Origin of the sequence: Streptomyces sp. f51 (genome assembly GCF_037940415.1) — a bacterium.
GTDB lineage: Bacteria > Actinomycetota > Actinomycetes > Streptomycetales > Streptomycetaceae > Streptomyces.
On sequence record NZ_CP149798.1, the window covers coordinates 1,197,145 to 1,213,027 of the forward strand.

The 15,883-nt window shown below is 72.2% G+C and carries 13 protein-coding genes; 6 read left to right on the forward strand and 7 right to left on the reverse strand.

Annotation, left to right across the window (positions count from 1 at the left end):
* Positions 1–16: 16 nt before the first annotated feature.
* A complete protein-coding gene (locus WJM95_RS05385) occupies positions 17–658 on the reverse strand; it encodes a PadR family transcriptional regulator (RefSeq protein WP_339135369.1) in 642 nt (213 codons plus the stop codon).
* Between the two features lie 265 nt (positions 659–923).
* Here WJM95_RS05385 and WJM95_RS05390 point away from each other — a divergent pair, with 265 nt between their 5' ends.
* Both WJM95_RS05390 and WJM95_RS05395 read left to right on the forward strand, forming a co-directional pair.
* Positions 924–2,468 (forward strand): amino acid permease, encoded by a 1,545-nt coding sequence (locus tag WJM95_RS05390; protein WP_339128299.1) that lies wholly within the window; start codon positions 924–926, stop codon positions 2,466–2,468.
* Between the two features lie 4 nt (positions 2,469–2,472).
* On the forward strand, positions 2,473–3,432 hold the full coding sequence (locus WJM95_RS05395; protein ID WP_339128300.1) for an RluA family pseudouridine synthase: 960 nt from the start codon (positions 2,473–2,475) through the stop codon (positions 3,430–3,432).
* Here WJM95_RS05395 and WJM95_RS05400 read toward each other — a convergent pair.
* The 6 genes from WJM95_RS05400 to WJM95_RS05425 form a co-directional block, all read right to left on the reverse strand.
* A complete protein-coding gene (locus WJM95_RS05400) occupies positions 3,426–4,913 on the reverse strand; it encodes a cytochrome P450 (protein WP_339128301.1) in 1,488 nt (495 codons plus the stop codon). The two genes, WJM95_RS05395 and WJM95_RS05400, sit on opposite strands and share 7 nt — an antisense overlap.
* A 76-nt stretch (positions 4,914–4,989) precedes the next feature.
* The gene (locus WJM95_RS05405) at positions 4,990–5,610 is read right to left on the reverse strand and encodes an ATP/GTP-binding protein (protein WP_339128302.1); all 621 of its coding nucleotides are present in this window, start codon (positions 5,608–5,610) and stop codon (positions 4,990–4,992) included.
* Positions 5,591–6,040: a DUF742 domain-containing protein gene (locus WJM95_RS05410; protein WP_339128303.1), complete on the reverse strand. Its 450-nt coding sequence runs from the start codon at positions 6,038–6,040 to the stop codon at positions 5,591–5,593. The genes WJM95_RS05405 and WJM95_RS05410 overlap by 20 nt, the downstream gene beginning before the upstream one ends.
* Complete coding sequence (locus WJM95_RS05415) at positions 6,037–6,444, reverse strand: roadblock/LC7 domain-containing protein (RefSeq protein WP_328556516.1); 408 nt, start codon at positions 6,442–6,444, stop codon at positions 6,037–6,039. Before WJM95_RS05415 ends, WJM95_RS05410 begins: the two co-directional genes overlap by 4 nt.
* Positions 6,441–8,027 (reverse strand): ATP-binding protein, encoded by a 1,587-nt coding sequence (locus WJM95_RS05420; protein WP_339128304.1) that lies wholly within the window; start codon positions 8,025–8,027, stop codon positions 6,441–6,443. Before WJM95_RS05420 ends, WJM95_RS05415 begins: the two co-directional genes overlap by 4 nt.
* Positions 8,028–8,324: 297 nt before the next feature.
* Positions 8,325–8,951 carry a helix-turn-helix domain-containing protein gene (locus WJM95_RS05425; RefSeq protein ID WP_339128305.1) on the reverse strand — a complete coding sequence of 209 codons (627 nt, stop codon included), beginning with the start codon at positions 8,949–8,951 and terminating at the stop codon, positions 8,325–8,327.
* A gap of 212 nt (positions 8,952–9,163) precedes the next feature.
* Between WJM95_RS05425 and WJM95_RS05430 the strand changes: the two genes are divergently transcribed.
* The 4 genes from WJM95_RS05430 (at position 9,164) to atzF (ending at position 15,837) form a co-directional block, all read left to right on the forward strand.
* The gene (locus WJM95_RS05430) at positions 9,164–9,988 is read left to right on the forward strand and encodes an urea amidolyase associated protein UAAP1 (protein WP_339128306.1); all 825 of its coding nucleotides are present in this window, start codon (positions 9,164–9,166) and stop codon (positions 9,986–9,988) included.
* The gene (locus tag WJM95_RS05435) at positions 9,985–10,584 is read left to right on the forward strand and encodes an urea amidolyase associated protein UAAP2 (RefSeq protein WP_339128307.1); all 600 of its coding nucleotides are present in this window, start codon (positions 9,985–9,987) and stop codon (positions 10,582–10,584) included. The genes WJM95_RS05430 and WJM95_RS05435 overlap by 4 nt, the downstream gene beginning before the upstream one ends.
* Positions 10,581–14,108, forward strand: a complete 3,528-nt coding sequence (locus WJM95_RS05440) for a 5-oxoprolinase/urea amidolyase family protein (protein WP_339128308.1) — start codon at positions 10,581–10,583, stop codon at positions 14,106–14,108. Before WJM95_RS05435 ends, WJM95_RS05440 begins: the two co-directional genes overlap by 4 nt.
* A gap of 76 nt (positions 14,109–14,184) precedes the next feature.
* Complete coding sequence (gene atzF / locus WJM95_RS05445; RefSeq protein WP_339128309.1) at positions 14,185–15,837, forward strand: allophanate hydrolase; 1,653 nt, start codon at positions 14,185–14,187, stop codon at positions 15,835–15,837.
* Positions 15,838–15,883: the final 46 nt, after the last annotated feature.

Consider the following 15,883-nt stretch of genomic DNA (forward strand, 5'->3'; position numbering starts at 1 on the left):
GGTCTGTTCTCCGGGGTCACGTGTCGAAGGCGCGCTCCTCCAGTTCCTGGAATTCGGGCGGGATCTCCCCCGTCTCGTGGAACGTCCGCCACGCCTCGACGCCGGGCAGCGTGCCGTCCCCGAGTTCCGCGAGGAACCCCCGGACCCAGGCCGCCTGCGCCTCGATCATGTGCAGTTGGTACTCGGTCTCCACCAGGAAGAGCCGGGGCAGCGTCTCGTACAGCTTCGTCAGGCCGCCGCGGGCGCTCGCGGCCTGCACCTCAAGGGAGTTGAGCCGCTCCGCGAGGAGCCGTGCGACCTCGTCCGGAGGCAGGACCCCCATCAGCGACAGCGCGGTCTCGAAGATCGGGTACTCCCGCGCGGGGACGGCCATCAGGTCGGAGAGCCATTCGGTCGTCTCCTCGCGCCCGGCCTCGGTGATGCCGTAGATCGTGCGCTCCGGACGGTTGCCCTGCCGCTCGACGTCGGTGACCTCGACGAAGCCGTGCCGCTCCAGGTTCTGCACGACCGTGTACAGCGATCCGTAGTTGATCTTCGTGCTGGTGTCCTTGCCCTGGCGGCGCAGCGTCCGGGCGATCTCGTACGGATGCATCGGCTTCTGCCAGAGCGTCGTCATGACGGCGAGCGCCAGCGGGTTGTTCAGCTTGCGCCGCTTCATCGACGTCACCCTTCCCACCTCGCCCCCGAATATCCGTAACCGAACATATCGCGTGTCGGCGCAACGCGTCAATGGACACGATGTATCGCGTTCGGAAGGGCACGACGGACCCCGGAGGGCGGCCGGGCACGCGCGGGCCGCACCCACGTGAGGAATTGGGCCCGTCGCCGATACGGCCGCGTCACGCGGGCGAAACAGGGTCTCCCTAATTTCTGTCACCCGACAGGAATCCCGATCGCCCTTCGCGCCGAAGGCAGGTGCCGCCGTGACCACCACCGCCCCCTCCGACGTACGTCCCGATCCGCCCGCGTCCCCGGACGACCGTTCCCTGACCGAGTTCGGCTACCGCCAGGAACTGCACCGCAGCCTCGGCCGGTACGCCTCGTTCGCCGCCGGGTTCTCGTTCATCTCCGTCCTCACCACCGTCTTCCAGTTCTTCGCCTTCGGGTACGCGTTCGGCGGCCCGGTCTTCTTCTGGACCTGGCCCGCCGTGTTCGCCGGCCAGCTCGCGGTCGCCGCGTGCTTCGCGGAACTGGCCGCGCGCTATCCGATCTCCGGGGCGATCTACCAGTGGTCCTCACGCCTGTCGACCCCCGCCTTCGGCTGGTTCGCCGGCTGGATCATGGTGATCGGACAGATCGTGGTGGTCGCGGCGGCCGCGCTCGCCCTCCAGATGGTGCTCCCCGCGATCTGGTCGGGCTTCCAGCTGATCGGCCACGACCCGGCCCCGACCAGCGCCGACGGAGCGGCCAACGCGGCCGTCCTCGGCGTGGTCCTGCTCGTCCTGACCACCGTGGTCAACGTCCTCGACAACCGCGTGATGTCCGTGGTCAACCGGATCGGCGTCACCGCCGAGATCATCGGTGCCGTGCTGATCGCCGTGCTGCTTTTCACCCACTCCGAGCGCTCCCCCGGCATCACCTTCCACACGGGCCAGGGCGGCGGAACCGGCCTGTTCGGGGCACTGATGGTGGGCTCGTTCATGGCCGCGTACGTGATGATCGGCTTCGACAGCGCCGGGGAGATGAGCGAGGAGACCCATCACCCGAGGCGCACCGCACCCCGGACGATCCTCACCGCGCTCGGCGCCGCGGGACTGCTCGGCGGGCTGATCGTGCTCGGCGGACTGCTCGCGGCCCCGAGCCTGACCGACGGCCGGCTGGGCGTCGACGGACTGAGCTACGTCCTGACCAGCAGCCTCGGCGACGGCGTGGGCCGGGCGCTGCTCGCCGACGTGGTGGTGGCCGTCGCGGTGGCGACCCTGGCGATCCAGACCGCCGCGAGCCGCATGCTCTTCTCGATGGCCCGCGACGGCCGGCTCCCCTTCTCCGGACGGCTCGCGAAGGTCGACCCGAGGACCGGCATGCCGGGCGCTCCCGCCCTGGTCGTCGGCGTCCTCGCGGCCGCGCTGCTGCTGCTGAACTTCGCCTCCCCCGACGCGTTCCTGGCCATCGGGACCACCTGCATCGTGATGCTGTACCTCGCGTACGCGATGGTCACCGGGCCGCTGCTGGTGCGCCGGCTGCGCGGGCGGTTCACGGCGGAGGGCACCGACGAGAGCGGCGCCCCGCTCTTCTCCCTGGGCCGCTGGGGCGTCCCCGTCAACGCGCTGGCCCTCGTCTACGGCCTGTTCATGACGGTCAACCTGGCCTGGCCGCGGGCCGCGGTGTACGACCCCGCGGGCGGGCACTGGTACTTCCGCTGGTTCACCCTGCTGTTCCTGGCCGCGACGCTGGTGGCGGGCGCGGGGTACCGGGTGTTCACGGCGCGGGCCGCGCGGGAGCCCGCGTCCGGGGCCTCGTACGCTTGAGCGCGTGAGACGCAAGCCCAGGATCCCGCCGGCTCCCCTCCCGCAGCGCCACGGGGTGGACCCCGTACGGATCAGACTGCCGCGCGAGGGGAGCTGGGCCACCGCCCGCGCCTACCTGGTGGACCGGCTCGCGGCGGGCGACGGAGTCATCGACACGATGATCGGCGAGGGGCTGATCGTCCACGAGGACGGCCGGCCCCTGACCGCCGAGGCCGCCTACGCGCCGGGGATGTTCCTGTGGTTCCACCGCGAACTCCCCGACGAGGAGCCGGTGCCGTTCCCGCTCGACGTGGTGTACCGCGACGATCACATCGTCGTCGCCGACAAGCCGCACTTCCTGGCCACCACCCCGCGCGGCAGCCATGTCGCCGAGACGGCCCTTGCCCGGCTGCGCCGGGACCTCGGCCTGCCGGACCTGGGCGCGGCACACCGGCTCGACCGGCTGACCGCCGGACTCGTGCTGTTCACCGTGCGGCCCGGGGAACGCGGCGCGTACCAGTCGCTGTTCCGCGACCGGCTGATCGGCAAGGAGTACGAGGCCGTGGCGCCGTACGAGCCGGGTCTGTCCCTGCCGCGCACGGTGAGCAGCCGCATCCTCAAGGAACGCGGGGTGATGGCCGCTCAGGAGGTGGCGGGAGAGCCGAACGCGGTCACGGGAGTCGAACTGGCCGAGCGCCGGGACGGTCTGGGGCGCTACCGGCTGACGCCCCGGACCGGGCAGACCCATCAGCTCCGGGTCCACATGAGCGCGCTGGGCGTGCCCATCCTCGGCGATCCGCTGTATCCGGTGGTGACCGGTCCCGTCCCGGCCGGGGACTTCCGGCGTCCGCTCCAACTGCTCGCGCGGACGCTGGAGTTCACCGATCCGGTGACCGGAAGGGCCCACCGGTTCGTCAGCGGGCGGACGCTGGAGGCGTGGACCTCGTACGACGACTGGTCGGTCCGGGGCGCCGGGGATCAGTAGCCGCGCCACCACCGCAGCAGGCGCTGCCAGGCGCCCGGCCCGCGGGCGGGTTCGGGGGCGGCGGCCGGGGCGGGCCCGGGGACCGGCGGCCGGGCCGCGGGCATGGCCGGTGCGGTGCTCCCGGTGGTCACCTGCCAGTGCGACCGCTGGGCGGGCAGGGCGCGTACGGACGGCTTCTGGGTGACCTCCTGCGTCGGCTTGGGCTCGAACCGCACGGGCAGATCGACGAGGTGGCGCGAGGACATGGTGCTGCGCCAGCGCAGATCGCTCTCGTCGCAGTCGAGTTCGACGTCCGGCAGCCGCAACAGCAGGGCGTCGACGCCGACATCGGCGATGGCACGGCCGATGTCCTGCCCCGGGCACTCGTGCGGACCGCCGCCGAAGGCGAGGTGGGAGCGGTTGCCCTGCATGCTCGCGGCCAGGTCGGGGCGGATGCGGGGGTCGACGTTGCCGGGCGCGATCCCGAACAGCAGCCCGTCGCCCTTGCGGATGCGCCGGCCGCCCAGTTCCGTCTCCTGCTTGGCGAAGTAGCCGAGGACGGCGCTGAACGGCGGCTCGTTCCACAGGGACTGCTCGACCGCCTCGGGCACCGTCATCTGCCCGCCGTTGAGCTGGGCCCGGAAGCGCGGATCGGTGAGCAGCATGCGCAGCACGTTGGCGATGAGGTTGGCGGTGGCCTCGTAGGCCGCGAGCAGGACGAGCCGCAGGTGCTGGGCCACCTCGTCGTCGGTGAGCCGGGCCGGGTGGTTGATGAGATGGCTGGTGAAGTCGTCCTCGGGCTCGGCGCGGCGCCGCAGGGTGTGCTGGGTCAGCACACCCATGACGTACTCGTTGCTGGCGATGGCGGTGTCGGTGCCCTTGAGCAGGTCACGGGTGGCGTGCACCATGCGGTCGTTGTAGTCCTCGGGCATGCCGATGATCTCGCAGAGCACGGACATCGGCAGGTGCTCGGCGAACTGTCCGACCAGATCGGCCTTGCCGAGCGGGCAGAACGCGTTGACGAGCCGCTGGGTCGCCCGGTTGATGTAGCGCCGCAGACTGCGGAAGTCGATGGTGGACATGGCGCCGGTGACCGCGCCGCGCAGCCTGAGGTGCTCGTCGCCCTCGGCGTGGGAGCAGATGGGCTGCCAGGCGATGTGGGGGGCGAGCGGATGGTCGGCTCCGGCCGTGCCGTCCTGGACGGCGGTCCACAGCCGGCTGTCGCGCGCGTAGTGCGCGGGAGTGCTGACCATGTGCAGGTTCTCGGCGTGGCCGAGCACCACCCAGATCGGTACGTCGTTGTGGAGCAGCACGGGCGCGACGGCGCCGTGTTCGGCCCGCAGCTTCTCGTACAGCGCGCCCAGGTCCTCCGCCTCGGGGCCGTGGAGGCGGCGCAGTCCGCCCGGGCCGACCCCGGGTCCCATGGCGTGGGCGGGGCAGCCGGGCGGGGGGCCGAACGCGGGGTCCTCGGTACCGGCGGGGGAATGGGATTCGGTCGTCACAATGATCGCTCCGAAGCTCAAATACGTTCTATGGATTGGTAGTTGGCGTACGGATGCTGTCCTCACCGTACGGTGTTCAGCTGTGCGCCGACGTCATCGCCAGGGAGTGCAGGAACCGCATCAGGGTCATCAGGGTGTCCCGGCTCGACGCCCTGCGGCGGGCGTCGCACTGCACGATCGGGATCTCCTCGGCGAGGTCGAGCGCGGCCCGCAGATCCTCGACCGGGTACCGGGGGGCGTCGGGGAAGTCGTTTATCGCGACGACGAACGGGACGCCCCGCTCCTCCAGGCGTCCGATCACGTCGAAGCTGACCTCCAGACGGCGGGTGTCGATCAGGACGACCGCGCCGAGCGCGCCCTCGAACAGGCCGTTCCACAGGAACCAGAAGCGCTCCTGGCCCGGGGTGCCGAACAGATAGAGCACCAGCTGGTCGGTGATGGAGATGCGGCCGAAGTCCATGGCCACGGTGGTGGCCGTCTTGGTCTCGGATCCGTAGTTGTCGTCGATCCCGATGCCGGCCTGGGTCATGGTCTCCTCGGTCGTCAGCGGCTTGATCTCGCTGACGGCGCCCACCATGGTCGTCTTGCCGACACCGAAGCCGCCCACGATCACGATCTTCACGGCCGCCTGGGCGGTGTGCGGGAGATGGTCCTCGGCACGAGGGCCCGTGATGGTGTCAGAGCTTTTGAAGTCCATGCATCACCGCTTCGAGGAGGGAACGGTCGGGGAGCGCCTGACGGACGATCGGGGCGCGCGCCTGTACCAGTTCGGCCGTCAGCAGCTCGGTGAGCAGGACGGTCACCACGCTGAACGGCAGACTGAGATAGGCCGAGATCTCGGCCACGGACAGGGGGGTCCTGCACAGCCGCAGCAGCGCCGACTGTTCCGGCGGCGTGGCGGGCGGCGGCGTGACGGCACGGGCCACGACCAGGGTGACGAGGTCGACCTCGGCCCGGTCGCCGCCGTCACCGCCGCCCGTGAGCACGTACAGGCGCTCCGGGTTCTTCGGTTTGCCCTGGCCGTCCTCCCCCTCGGAGCCTTCCGGGTCCGGGAGGGGGGACGGCGGCGCGGGAGGTTCCGGGGGCCGCTCCCTGGGTTGGCGCCTGCGGCGTTGCGGAGGAGTCATACGGTCTGCCCGTTGCGGCGGGGCGGACTCGTGAGATGGGCGCCGATCCGTACGACGAGGTCGCGCATGCGGTTGCTCATCAGCCCGGGTTCCGCGGTCTGGTTGGCGAGCACGGCGAGGTAGGCGTTGGGGCCCGCCGACATCAGGTAGAAGTAGCCGCCGTTGATCTCGATGATGACCATGCGCATGCGGCCGTCGCTTCTGGGGATCTCGCCCGCGACGGCTCCGGCCAGGCTCTGGAGGCCCGCGCAGGCCGCGGCGACCCGGTCGGCGGCGTCGGGGTCGCCGCCGTAGCGGGCGATGCGCAGGCCGTCGGCGGACAGCACCACGATCTGCTGGATGCCCGGCACTCCGTCGGCGAGTTCCTTGAGCATCCAGTCGAAGTTGGCTCGCTGCTGGATCACTTGAGGTCCTCCTCGTCGTCGCCCTGGGCCGGGGCCGGCTGGTTGTCCGTGCTGAATGCGGTGGGGTCCGGGTCGCCCTTGAGTCCGTTCATGAACGCCTCGACCCACAGCCCGGGTTCGGGTTCCTTCTCCTGCGGCTCGGGTTCGGGGTGCCACAGGGACGCGGTTCCCGTGGCCTCGGCGGCCTCCTGTTCGGCGCGGGCCTCGGCGTACCGCTGGCTGAGCGGGACCTTCATGCGGCTGCGGCGCTGCGGAAGGCCGCCGGGCGTCCATTCCGTGACGACCGGGACGTCGTCCTCGCGGGGGTCGCCGCCCGAGGAGGGGATGCGGGGCCCGGTGGTGGGCTTGCGCTTCTTGGGCTTGCGCGCCGGACCCTCGACACCGCCGTTGTCGATGCCTGCCACGGAACTGGCCCCGACGCCGTGCGCGAGACCGGGGGCGAAGTCGGTGGTGAGCATGTCCCGCGGCGCGATGAGGACCGCGCGGACACCGCCGTACGCGGACTGCCGCAGCGAGATCTGCATGCTGTACATCTCGGCGAGTCGTCCGACGACCGCCATCCCGAGGCGGGGTGCCTGGCCCATGGTGTTCGGGTCGACACCTGCGGCGGCCAGCCGCAGCAGCTCCTCGATCTTGCCGCGGGCCTCGTCGCTGAGACTGACGCCGCCGTCCTCGATCTCGATGGCGATGCCGGTCTGCACCTCGATCGCGGTGACGTGCACCTTGGTGTGCGGCGGCGAGTACCGGGTGGCGTTGTCCATGAGCTCGGCCAGGGCGTGGATGAGCGGTTCCACGGAGACACCGTTGACGGCGATGTCGACGATGTTGTGCAGTTCGATGCGCCGGTACTCCAGGATGCGGGACATCGCGCCGCGCAGCACGCTGAACAGCGGTACGGGCTCGGGCCACTGGCGTCCGGGACGGCCGCCGCCGAGCACGGCGATGGAGTCGGCGAGCCGGCCGATCAGCGCGGTGCCGTGGTCGATGCGCAGCAGGTCGTCGAAGACCTCGGGGTTGCGCCCGTGGTCCTCCTCCATCTCGCGCAGTTCGTTGTTCTGCTGGTGCACGATGGCCTGGACACGCCGGGCGATGTTGACGAAGGAGCGCTGGGCGGCGTCGCGGGACGACTCCTCGGTGTCGATGATCTTGAGGAGTTTCTTCAGCAGGTCCCTCTGGGACTTGGGGAGCCCGTCCAGGTCCGGGTCGTCACGGCCCAGGGTGCGCATGACCTCCGAGGGGGAACTGCCTTCGTGCAGCCGGTCGATCGCGTACGGCAGGACCTCGTGGGTGAAGCGCACGATCTCCTGATCGTGCCCGGCCACCCGCTGTTCCAGGGAGGCGGTGCGGCGTGCGAAGTCGGCGCGCAGTTCACGCAGGACGCGACCGCGGCGGACGGCCTCGCCGCCGATCGCGATGACCAGCAGCGTGGCGAAGCCGCCGCACAGGGCCACCGCGCCCCGGGCGGGCTCCGTCACGACGGCGACGGCGGCGCCGGTCACCACCGCCATCAGTACGGCCGGCAGCAACAGCACGCGCGCGTAGGGAAGTTCACTGTCACCGGGAGGCGATTGAACACTCACCATGTATGCCCTCTGAGACAAATCGGCTGGGGGTGGGGGAGTTTTGTGGGGGAAACGGCACGGATCGGCATGGGTCAAACCAGATCTTCGGAACTTTTGGGAACAAGCGCACGAATACATCTCAACTCGGTGCGCCGCGGGCGAGCTTAGTCCGACCGGATCAACGCTGTGTCATATTCCGCAAGCACCTGAAACCGCCCATAAGACTGGAGTACCCTCAGCCTCATTTACACGCTGAGCCCTCGTTCGCACACGGTGCGTGATGGCGTACGCGTGCGCGAAAGGACCGGCGAGGAGGGCTCAGACTCCGGCGACGCGCAGAGCGGCGTCCGCCGCGGCCTCGGCGAAGGCCGGCACCGGGCGCTGCGGATCGGAACGGCTCACCAGGATGACGCCCTCGATCAGCCCGAACAGCAGATCCGTCCGCAGATCGAGCTCACCCTTGGCGAGCGCTCCCCCGGCCGCCGTGGCCGCGAGCAACTGACGGTAGGTGTCCTTGAGTTCGGCCCGTACGGCGTGGAAGCCTGCGAAGCCCTCGGTGCGCACCTCGGGCAGCAGATACAGGACGCCGAGGTTGTGCGGGCCTCCGCAGAGCACCTCGACGTCGGCGCGGCACAGCTCCCACAGCCGCCGCTCCGCGGGCGCCGTGTCGTCGGCGAGGAGTTCACGCGCGTAGGCCAGGGAGGGGGTGACCGTGGACTCCAGGAGCTCGGCGAGCAGCTCCTCCTTGCCGGTGACGTAGTGGTACATGGACGCCTGGCGCATGCCGGCCCGCTCGGCGACGGCACGGGTGGTGGTGGCCGCGTATCCCCGCGTCGTGAACAACTCGGCCGCCGCGTCGAGCAGTTCGGCGCGCGGCGTCAGCCCGCTGTCCGGCCGCTGCGCGGCCCGGGGCCTGCCGACCCGCCGTCCGCCACCCGTTCCCATGCGTTCGATCCTCGCACACACGACATGCCCGGCCCGGCCGCCGGGGCCCGCGCGGCGGCGCCCGGACGGGGCGGAAGGCTGCCCCCCACCGGCACCGCGGCCCGCGTGAGGGACAGGTAACCCCGCGGCAACACACGGGACATGGCGGCGACCCACCCCGCGCCTAATTTCTGTCGCGCGACAGAAATGACCCAGGAGCCGGAGGACCCGCGATGGCGACAGCGACCACCCACGGAGCACGCGAGCACGCCCGCGCCCAGCAGGGAACCCGCGCCGAGACCATGCCCGTGGTCCCCGCGACCGACTGGCAGGACCCGCCGCGCGAGGCGGGCCCGCTCGTCTGGGCCGAGACCGTGGCGGGCGGCAACTACACGCACAAGGTGCTGGCCAGGGGCACCGAACTGCGCCTGACCGACCTCGCGGGCGACGCCTGCGCGCACCTTCTGCTGTACGTCGCCGACCGGCCGTGGGAGCGCCTGAACGTCGCCGACACCGTCAAGGTCCAGTGGAACGCCTACCTGGGCGCGGGCCGGCTGCTCCTCTCCGACCAGGGCCGGGTGCTCGCCTCGGTGGTCGCCGACACCTCCGGACGCCACGACGCCCTGTGCGGCACCTCCACGCTCGTACGCAACACCGGGCGCTACGGCGACGGAACCCCGCAGTCCGCGTCCCCCGCCGGACGGGAGCTGTTCAAGCTGGCCGCCGCCAAGAACGGACTCACGCCCCGCGATCTGCCGCCCTCGCTCTCCTTCTTCCAGGGCGTGGAGATCACCGAGGAGGGCTCGCCGCACTTCACCGGCTCGGCCGGACCCGGCGCCGCCGTGACCCTGCGCGCCGAGCAGGACGTCACCGTGCTGATCGCGAACGTGCCGCACCCGGCCGACCCCCGCCCCGCCTACACGAGCACCCCACTGGAGGTGCTGGCCTGGCGCGCCCGGCCGACCACGGCCGGCGACCCGCTGTGGGAGGCCACTCCGGAAGGCCGCCGCGCCTTCCTCAACACCACCGAATTCCTTGCCACGAGGGGGCTCGCATGACGCACGTCACCGTCCCGGCCCGGGCCGCCTGGTCCGCCGTCGTCCGCGCGGGTGGGACGCTCACCGTCACCGACCTGCACGGCAACCAGGCCGTCGACTTCCTGGTGTACGACGCCGCCGACACCGCCGTCCGCTACAGCGCCCCCGACACGATCCAGGCGCAGGGGAACATCTTCCTGACCACGGGCAGCGTGCTGATGTCCAACGAGCACACCCCGCTGATGACGGTCGTCGAGGACGAGGTCGGCCGCCACGACACGGTCGGCGGCGCCTGCTCCAAGGAGTCCAACACCCTGCGCTACGGGCACCACACCTGGTCGCAGCACGCCTGCGTGGACAACTTCCTCGCCGAGGGCGCCCGTCACGGCCTCGGCAAGCGCGATCTCGTGTCGAACATCAACTGGTACATGAACGTGCCGGTCGAGAAGGACGGCACCCTCGGCATCGTCGACGGCATCTCCGCCCCGGGCCTGAGGCTGACCCTGCGCGCCGAACGCGACGTGATCGTGCTGGTCTCCAACTGCCCCCAGACCAACAACCCGTGCAACGGCTTCGAGCCGACGGCGGTCGCCATGACGATCGGGGAGTCCGCATGAGCTTCGACACCCTCCTGGTCGCCAACCGCGGCGAGATCGCCGTCCGGATCATCCGCACCGCCCGCGAACTGGGCCTGCGCACCGTCGCCGTGTACTCCGACGCCGACCGCGCCGCGCCGCACGTCCGGCTCGCCGACGTGGCCGTACGGCTCGGCCCGGCCCCCGCCAAGGAGTCCTACCTCGACGCCGACCTCGTCCTGAAGGCGGCCAAGGACACCGGAGCCGGGGCCGTCCATCCCGGATACGGCTTCCTGTCCGAGGACGCGGCCTTCGCCCGGCGCTGCGAGGACGCCGGGATCGTCTTCGTCGGGCCGGCACCGGAACAACTGGAACTGTTCGGCGCCAAGCACACGGCGAGGGCGGCGGCCGAGGCCGCGGGGGTTCCGCTGGCACCGGGTACCGGTCTGCTCCCCGGTCTCCCCGAGGCCCTGGAGGCGGCCAGCCGCATCGGCTATCCCGTCATGCTCAAGGCCACCGGCGGTGGCGGCGGCATCGGGATGTCGGCCTGCCGGTCCGACGCCGAGCTGGCCGAGGCATGGGACCGGGTCCAGCGCGTCGCCGCGGCCTCCTTCTCCTCGGCCGGGGTGTTCCTGGAGCGCCTGGTCGAACACGCCCGCCATGTCGAGGTGCAGGTCTTCGGCGACGGCCACGGCCGGGTCGTCACCCTCGGCGACCGCGACTGCTCGCTCCAGCGCCGCAACCAGAAGGTCCTGGAGGAGGCACCCGCCCCCGGCCTGCCCACCCACGTCCGCGACGGACTCGCCTCCGCGGCACGCGAGTTGTGCGCCTCGGTCGGCTACCGCTCGGCCGGAACCGTCGAGTTCGTCTACGACGCCGCCCGCGAGGAGGCGTACTTCCTGGAGGTCAACACCCGCCTCCAGGTGGAACACCCGGTCACCGAGGAGATCTACGGCGTCGACCTGGTCGCCTGGATGCTGCGCCTGGCCCGGGGCGAGTCCGATGTCGTACGGGAACCGGGAGAACCGCGCGGCCACGCCGTCGAGGCGCGGGTGTACGCCGAGGACCCCTCGCGCGAACACCGGCCGAGCGCGGGCCTGTTGACCCGGGTCGCGTTCCCCGCCGGGGTCCGCGTCGACGGCTGGGTCGAGACCGGCACCGAGGTGACCACCTCGTACGACCCGATGCTCGCGAAGGTCGTCGCCCACGGGAAGGACCGGGCCGAGGCCCTGGAGCGCCTCGACACGGCACTGGCCGCCACCCGGATCGACGGGATCGAGACCAACCTCGGTCTGGTGCGGGCCGCGCTCGCCGAACCCTCCTTCCGGCGCGCGGAGCACTCGACGGCCACCCTGACCGGCGTCGGCGATCCCACCCCGCGCGTCGAGGTCGTGTCCGGCGGCACGCTCACCACCGTGCAGGACTGGCCGGGCCGCAGGGGCTACTGGCAGGTCGGGGTCCCCCCGTGCGGTCCGATGGACGACCTCTCCTTCCGGCTCGGCAACCGCGCGCTCGGCAACCCCGAGGGCGCGCCCGGACTCGAATGCACCCTCCAGGGACCGGCGTTGAGGTTCACCCACGCCACGACGGTCTGTGTCACGGGCGCTCCCGCGCCGGTCACCGTGGACGGATCCGCCGTCGCCCGGTGGGAACCGGTGACCGTCCCGGCCGGGGCGGTGCTCGAAGTGGGGGCTCCGGACGGGCACGGACTGCGGACCTATGTGCTGTTCGCGGGCGGTGGCCTGGACGTACCCACGTTCCTCGGCAGCGCCGCCACCTTCACCCTCGGCCGGTTCGGCGGCCACGGCGGCCGGACCCTTCGCACCGGTGACGTCCTGCACGGCGGCACGGCCACGGCCTCCGGGACACCCGTGCCCCCCGAGGAGCGCCCCGCGTTCACGGCCGAGTGGCGCATCGGCGCCCTCGAAGGACCGCACGCGGCACCGGAGTTCTTCACCGAGGACGACATCCACGACTTCTACGCCGCCGACTGGAAGGTCCACTTCAACTCGGCCCGCACCGGAGTGCGGCTCGTCGGACCCAAACCACGCTGGGCCCGCACCGACGGCGGCGAGGCCGGCCTGCACCCCTCCAACATCCACGACACCCCCTACTCGGTCGGCGCCGTCGACTACACGGGCGACATGCCGGTGCTCCTCGGCCCGGACGGCCCCTCCCTCGGCGGCTTCGTCTGCCCGGCGACGGTCGTCAGCACCGAACGCTGGAAGCTCGGCCAGCTCCGCCCGGGCGACACCGTGCGCTTCGCCCCCCTCGCCGACGACGGTTCGGCGCGGCCCGCGATCGTCGACGGCGGGATCCTCGCCCGGGACGGCGACGTGACCTACCGCCGCAGCGGCGACGACAACCTGCTCGTCGAGTTCGGGCCCATGCAGCTGGACCTCGCCCTGCGCATGCGCGTCCACGCCCTGATGGAGGCGGTGACGGCCGCGGACCTCGACGGCGTCACCGATCTGACCCCGGGCATCCGCTCGCTCCAGATCCAGGCGGACCCGGTCCGGCTCCCCCAGCGCGAACTCCTGGACACCGTACGGCGCACGGTCCGCGCCCTGCCCCCGATCGACCAGCTCGTCGTCCCCTCCCGCACCGTCCACCTCCCGCTGTCCTGGGACGACCCGGCCACCCGCGAGGCCATCGCCCGCTACATGGCCGGTGTCCGCGACGACGCCCCCTGGTGCCCGTGGAACATCGAGTTCATCCGCCGCGTCAACGGACTGGACTCGGTGGACGACGTGTACCGCACGGTCTTCGACGCCGAGTACCTGGTCCTCGGCCTCGGCGACGTCTATCTGGGCGCCCCGGTCGCCACTCCGCTCGACCCGCGCCACCGCCTGGTCACCACCAAGTACAACCCGGCCCGCACCTGGACCGCCGAGAACTCGGTCGGGATCGGCGGCGCCTACCTCTGCGTCTACGGCATGGAGGGCCCCGGCGGCTACCAGTTCGTCGGCCGTACGACCCAGGTGTGGTCCGCGTGGCAGCAGCGCGGCGCGTTCGAACCGGGCTCACCCTGGCTGCTGCGCTTCTTCGACCGGATCAAGTGGTATCCGGTCGAGGCGGACGAACTCCTCGAACTGCGGGCCGACATCGTCTCCGGCCGCTTCGTGCCGCGCATCGAGGAGGGCACCTTCTCGCTGGCCGGCCACGAGAGCTTCCTCGCCGAGAACGCCGCGTCCATCGCGGAGTTCCGGTCCCGGCAGGGCGACGCGTTCTCCGCCGAACGGGACGCCTGGGAGGCCGCGGGCGAGTTCGCCCGCGCGGAGGCGGCGACCGCCCCGCCGGCCCCGGCCGTCGAGGTGCGGGTCCCGGAGGGCGGCCGGCTGATCGAGGCGGAGTTCGCCGCCTCGGTGTGGCAGCTGAACGTGGCACCGGGCGAACAGGTCACCGCGGGGCAGCCGTTGCTCGCCCTGGAGGCGATGAAGATGGAGTCCCGTGTCCCCGCCCCGATCGACGGCGTGGTCCGGCAGATCCTCGCCCGCCCGGGCGACCAGGTGGAGGCGGGCACGGCCCTGCTCGTCCTCGCGCCCCCGGAACCCTCGGCATCCTGACCCCACGCCCCGCCCCGGCCGCCCGCCTCCACGACCTGCACCCCAGCCCCGTACGACCTCCGTCCCGAGGAGTCCGATGTCCGCCCTCACCCGAGTCCGCGCCGCGTACGCCCGTATCGAGGCCGTGGACCGCCCCGAGATCTGGATCGGCCTGCGCCCCCGGGAGGAGGCCGAGAGCGAGGCCCGTTCCGTGGACGAGCGGGTCGCCGCCGGCGAGCGCCTCCCGCTCGCGGGCCGGCTCCTCGCCGTGAAGGGCAACATCGACGTGGCCGGCCTGCCCACCACCGCCGGCTGCCCGGCCTACGCGTACACCCCGGACGCCGACGCCCCCGCGGTCGCCCGGCTCCGCGCGGCCGGAGCCGTCGTGCTCGGCACCACCAACCTCGACCAGTTCGCCACCGGCCTCGTCGGCACCCGGTCGCCCTACGGCGCCGTCCGGAACGCCCTGGACCCCGAGCGGATCAGCGGCGGCTCCAGCTCGGGATCGGCCGTGGCCGTCGCCCTCGGCATCGCCGACCTCGCCCTCGGCACCGACACCGCCGGCTCGGGCCGCGTCCCCGCCGCGTTCAACGGCATCGTCGGCCTCAAGCCGACCCGCGGTCTGGTGCCCACCACCGGCGTCGTCCCGGCCTGCGCCTCCCTGGACTGCGTCACCGTCTTCGCCCGCACCCTCCCGGAGGCCGAGCGGGCACTCGCCCACCTCGTGTCCCCCTCCGCACGCGCACTGCCGGACCTGGCACAGCGTGCTCCGGGACCCTGGCGCGTGGCCGTCCCGCCGACGGCACGGCTCGGAGAACTGGACGAGGGCTGGGCAGAGGCCTACGAGGCGGCGGTCGACCGGCTCGTCGCGGCGGGGGCCGAGGTCCGCACCCTCGACCTCACCCCGTTCACCGAGGCCGCCGCGATGCTCTACGAGGGCGCCTTCGTCGCCGAGCGCTACGCGGCCGTCGGGAGCTTTGTCGACAAGCAGACCGCGGAGGGAGGTGCCGGGCTCGACCCGACCGTCGCCGGGATCATCACCCGCGCCCGGGACGTCCCGGCCCACCGGCTGTACGCGGACCAGGAGCGGCTCGCCTCCCTTCGGGTCCGGGCGCTCGCCGAACTGGCCGACGCCGACGCGCTGCTCCTGCCCACCACGCCCGGCCATCCCACGCTCGCCGAGGTCGCCGGCGATCCGCTGGGCGCCAACGCCCGGCTCGGCCGCTTCACCAACTCCACGAACCTCTTCGACCTGGCGGCCGTCGCCGTACCGGCCGGGCGGACACCGGCGGGGCTTCCCTTCGGCGTGATGCTGATCGGACCGGCGTTCACCGACGAGCGGCTCGCCCGGATCGCCCGCCTTCTCGAACCGGAGACCCGCCTCGCCGTGGTGGGGGCGCATCTGTCGGGCCAGCCGCTCAACCCCCAGCTGCTCGCCCTGGGCGCACGCCTCGAACGGACGACCACCACGGCCGCCGTCTACCGCCTGCACGCCCTGGCCACCAGCCCGCCCAAGCCGGGACTCGTCCATGTCGGCGCGGGCGGCTCGGCGATCGAGGCCGAGGTGTGGAGCCTGCCCGCGGAAGGCCTCGGACGCCTGCTGGCCTCGCTCCCCCGCCCGATGACGCTGGGCGGCGTCGAACTGGCCGACGGCACCCGGGTGCCCGGCTTCCTGTGCGAACCGGGCGCGCTGGCCGGAGCGCCCGACATCACGTCGTACGGGGGCTGGCGCGCGTACCTCGGCCGCTGAAAGGGCTGCGGCCGGTGGCGTGACCTCCCCGGCTGGGGAGAGACAC

Coding starts and splice junctions, on each gene's coding strand:
- WJM95_RS05425 (WP_339128305.1), bottom strand. CDS start 8,951: ATGGGAACGGGTGGCGGACGGCGGGTCGGCAGGCCCCGGGCCGCGCAG.
- WJM95_RS05430 (WP_339128306.1), top strand. CDS start 9,164: ATGGCGACAGCGACCACCCACGGAGCACGCGAGCACGCCCGCGCCCAG.
- WJM95_RS05410 (WP_339128303.1), bottom strand. CDS start 6,040: ATGACTCCTCCGCAACGCCGCAGGCGCCAACCCAGGGAGCGGCCCCCG.
- WJM95_RS05405 (WP_339128302.1), bottom strand. CDS start 5,610: ATGGACTTCAAAAGCTCTGACACCATCACGGGCCCTCGTGCCGAGGAC.
- WJM95_RS05440 (WP_339128308.1), top strand. CDS start 10,581: ATGAGCTTCGACACCCTCCTGGTCGCCAACCGCGGCGAGATCGCCGTC.
- WJM95_RS05385 (WP_339135369.1), bottom strand. CDS start 658: ATGAAGCGGCGCAAGCTGAACAACCCGCTGGCGCTCGCCGTCATGACG.
- atzF (WP_339128309.1), top strand. CDS start 14,185: ATGTCCGCCCTCACCCGAGTCCGCGCCGCGTACGCCCGTATCGAGGCC.
- WJM95_RS05420 (WP_339128304.1), bottom strand. CDS start 8,027: ATGGTGAGTGTTCAATCGCCTCCCGGTGACAGTGAACTTCCCTACGCG.
- WJM95_RS05435 (WP_339128307.1), top strand. CDS start 9,985: ATGACGCACGTCACCGTCCCGGCCCGGGCCGCCTGGTCCGCCGTCGTC.